2 protein-coding genes are annotated in these 3,669 nt (G+C 37.0%); one reads left to right on the top strand and one right to left on the bottom strand.

Annotation, left to right across the window (positions count from 1 at the left end):
• Window positions 1–1,464, bottom strand: a 1,464-nt coding sequence (gene carB / locus ABGX27_03455; GenBank protein MEO2068547.1) for a carbamoyl-phosphate synthase large subunit, incomplete at its 3' end; no start/stop codon positions are given.
• A gap of 125 nt (window positions 1,465–1,589) precedes the next feature.
• Between carB and ABGX27_03460 the strand changes: the two genes are divergently transcribed.
• Window positions 1,590–3,669: methyl-accepting chemotaxis protein (locus tag ABGX27_03460; protein ID MEO2068548.1), on the top strand; the 2,080-nt coding region annotated here is incomplete at its 3' end.

Below are 3,669 nucleotides of genomic sequence, written 5' to 3' on the forward strand. Positions count from 1 at the left end.
AAACTTTAGAACGTTATCCGGCAAAGTATCAATGGTGTATTTCTTGATTTCCTTCTCAAGATCTACAATCTGTTTAATGTTATGGAGGAACCACCTATCTATTTTGGAGAGCTCGTAAAGTTTTTCTATGGTCCAGCCTCTTCTTAAGCCTTCTGCTATGTACCAAATTCTATCGGCATTTGGAACAGCAATTTTACTTTCAAGGACTTGGTCAGGGATTTCACTTACTCCCTTCATTAGGAGTCCGTATTTTCCGATTTCCAAAGATCTTATAGCCTTGAGGAGAGCTTCTTTGAAAGTTCTACCAATAGCCATTACTTCGCCGACAGACTTCATTCTCGTTGTTAAAGAAGCATCAGCTTCTGGAAACTTTTCAAAAGCCCACCTGGGAAACTTTACAACACAGTAGTCAATTGCTGGCTCAAAAGATGCAGGAGTCTTCTTTGTGATATCGTTTGGTAGTTCATCAAGAGTATATCCAACCGCAAGCTTTGCAGCTATTTTTGCAATTGGAAAACCTGTTGCTTTGGAAGCAAGGGCTGAAGAACGGGAAACCCTTGGGTTCATTTCAATGACAATAACTCTACCGTTTTCAGGATTTACTGCAAACTGGACGTTTGAACCACCAGTTTCAACTCCAATTTCTCTAATTATCTTGATAGCAGCATCTCTTAAGACTTGGTATTCCTTATCGGTTAGAGTTTGAGCTGGAGCAACAGTGATAGAGTCTCCAGTATGGACTCCCATAGGATCTACGTTTTCGATAGAACAGATAATTACAACGTTGTCATTTAAGTCTCTCATTACTTCAAGTTCATACTCTTTCCAGCCGAGAACGCTTTCCTCAATTAGAATTTCGTTAATGGGGCTTGCGTCGAGTCCTCTTTTTGCAATTTCTTTAAACTCTTCAATGTTGTAAGCTACTCCTCCACCTTCTCCACCAAGGGTAAAAGCAGGTCTGATAATTGCTGGAAGTCCTACTTCCTTTATAACTTCCAAAGCCTCTTCCATAGACCTTGCAAGACCACTCTTTGGAACTTCAAGACCAATTTTTAGCATTGCTTCTTTGAAAAGTTCTCTATCTTCTGCCTTCTTGATAGCTTCAACCTTTGCACCGATTAACTCAACATTGAATTTATCAAGAATTCCTGCTTCGTAGAGCTGAACTGCAAGGTTTAGAGCTGTTTGTCCTCCAACGGTTGGAAGAAGTGCATCAGGTCTTTCTTTCTCAATAATTTTTTCAAGAACTTCAACTGTTAAAGGCTCTATGTATGTTTTGTCTGCAACATCTGGGTCTGTCATTATTGTTGCTGGGTTGGAGTTAACAAGAATAACTTCATAGCCTTCTTCTTTTAACGCTTTACATGCTTGAGTCCCGGAGTAATCAAACTCTGCAGCTTGTCCAATGACAATAGGACCTGATCCTATGATGAGTATTTTTTTGATATCTGTTCTCTTCGGCAAAGGGACCTCCGAACTTAAAGTGTTTTGAAAATTTTACGATAATTTGGAAAAGAAGTGAGAAATAAAGGATTTTCAATTTTCTATTTCAATTTTCTATAATGTAAAGAAGGGCACGGGAGTTAGAGATGGTAAAGATGTTTAAAAGCATGTCCCTCGGAAAGAAGATAACCTTAGCTGGTTTAATGGGAATCTTTGTTTTAACAGTAATACTTGGTTTTTCTTCCTTTAAGACTTCCAAGGAAAACCTTATAGATGAAACTTTCTATCGTCTTACAGTAGTTAGAGAGGCTAAAAGTCAACACATTGAGGATTACTTTTCCTATATGGAAAGTCTCCTGTCTTCGATAGCTAATAGCAACCTTGCGAAAGAAAGTCTTCGAGAGTTCAAAGATGCTTTCTATCGTCTTTCCCAGGAACTGGCTGTTGATATGGACAGAGTAAAAGAAGCTCTTAAGCGTGAATATCAAAGTAATTACTTGAATATGGTCAATTATTCTATACCTGGTTCAAAACCGAAAAGAGATCTTGAGTTTTACCTACCGAGAAACCCTAACGGTCTAATTGCTCAGTTCATTTTCATAGTAGATAACCCTTATCCAGTTGGTAAAAAGAACAACTTAGACTACAACGCTAAGTATGATTGTTCTTACATGAGAGTTCACAAGCGTTTCCATAAAGATTTTAATTACCTACTTAGTAAATTTGGACTTTACGATATTTTCTTGGTTGATAGAAATGGAACGGTTGTTTATACAACCTTTAAAGAAAAAGATTTTGCTACAAATCTAATTTCTGGTCCTTACAGTGATACAGGGCTTGCTAAAGCATTTAGAAGAGCGATGAACTCCTCAAGAGAATCGGTTGTTTTCTCGGATTTTCAACCTTATGAACCAAGCTATAACCAGCCTGCAGCTTTTATAGCTGCTCCGGTCTACTTTAGAGGAAAAAAGATTGGAGCTCTCATATTTCAGCTTCCAATAGACAAGATAGATTCAATTGTTAACTTCAACTACCGTTTCAAGGAAGCGGGACTTGGAAAGACTGGAGAGGTTTACTTAGTAGGAAGGGATTATACTCTGAAGAACAATATAAGGTTTCTTGAAAAAATTGAAGATCCAGTTGTTAGATCTGCAGGGACAACTATTGGAATTTTAAAAGCTGAGAATTTGGCTGTAAAGAGAGCTCTAAATGGAGAGAAGGGGACAGTCATAACGAAAAACTTCTTTGGAAAAGAAGTTTTAACTTCTTATGCTCCTATAAACATTTTTGGAAACAAGTGGGCTATTGTTGCGGAAATAGAGAAGGATGAAATACTTTCTGGGATCTTCTCATTTAGTGAAAATAAGATCCTCCTATTTACTCTTGGCTTTTTGTTTTTGATGGTTATAGCTTTCCTACTGTTTGTAAGGAGGGACATAGTAGCTCCTCTTAATAAGCTTATCCTTATGGCTAAGGATCTATCTGAGGGAGAGGGAGATTTAACAAGGAAACTTAATATAGATAGGCAAGATGAAATAGGAATAGCTGCTAAATACTTCAATGCTTTTATAGATAAGGTACGGACTTTAATAGAAAGGGCAAAGCTTTCTGCTAGGAGAAATGTTGAGATAGCAACGGTACTTAAGAACAATGCTGAGAATGTAAAGCAGAGGATAGTAGAAGAAAAGGAGTCTATAAAAAGAGCTACAGAAATTGCTGAATCTATTACGGAACCAATTAAAGAGTTTAAAGAGTTAATTTCTAGGTCTGAGAAGGATGTTGAAGAAGCAAGTAAAAAACTAACTATTACTAAAAAGAGCATAGAACAGCTTCAGAGAACCATAGAAAAGACAGGAAAGGAGAGTCGGATTTCTCTAGAGGAACTTAGAAAACTTAATAAAGAAACGGAAAACATTAGAAACATTATTGAGATCATTAAAGATGTTACTGATAAAACGAACCTTCTTGCTTTGAATGCTGCAATTGAGGCTGCAAGAGCTGGAGAAGCTGGACGTGGCTTTGCTGTTGTTGCTGATGAAATAAGGAAACTTGCAGAACAAATTCAAAAGAATACAGTGAACATTAACAATATCCTAAATGGAATTATTCAATCAATTTCCTCAACTACTGAGAAAATAAGTAAGAGTAATTCAGAAAATATGACCTTCTTAAGAAAGATTTCAAACGAAGTTATCGGTAAGATGGAAGAAGTTATAAATGTCATGG

Source organism: Desulfurobacteriaceae bacterium, from assembly GCA_039832905.1.
Taxonomy (GTDB): domain Bacteria; phylum Aquificota; class Aquificia; order Desulfurobacteriales; family Desulfurobacteriaceae; genus Desulfurobacterium.